The 449-nt window shown below is 51.7% G+C and carries 1 pseudogene; it reads right to left on the bottom strand.

Going from position 1 to position 449, the window contains the following annotated elements:
- Positions 1 to 440, bottom strand: a pseudogene (locus ACTHUR_RS20780) (excinuclease ABC subunit UvrA); the annotation flags it as partial.
- Between the last annotated feature and the right edge of the window lie 9 nt (positions 441 to 449).

Genomic DNA, 449 nt, shown 5'->3' with positions numbered 1-449 from the left:
ACCATCTGAGATACGGTTTGGCTCGACAGCGGCAGCTTGTGTTCGGGGCAGTAGGGTGTGCCGACGCGTGCGTACAAAAGGCGCAAATAGTCGTGAATTTCCGTTACCGTGCCGACGGTGGAACGCGGGTTGTGGCTGGTGGATTTCTGCTCGATGGAAATTGCAGGCGACAAGCCTTCAATCAAATCGACATCGGGTTTGTCCATCATCTGTAAGAACTGACGGGCATAGGCGGAAAGGCTCTCAACATAACGGCGTTGGCCTTCGGCATATAAAGTATCAAACGCCAGCGACGATTTGCCGCTGCCTGACAATCCTGTTACCACCACGAGTTTGTGGCGCGGAATGTCCAAATCGACATTTTTTAAATTATGTGTACGCGCGCCGCGGATGCGGATGGTGTCATTATCGTGTGAATATTTGGGATGATGGTTGCACATATTGTCAGG

The organism is Neisseria sp. P0021.S007, assembly GCF_051956855.1.
The sequence above is the reverse complement of the archived record's forward strand: the minus strand, read 5'-3'. Positions and strand labels throughout refer to the sequence as shown.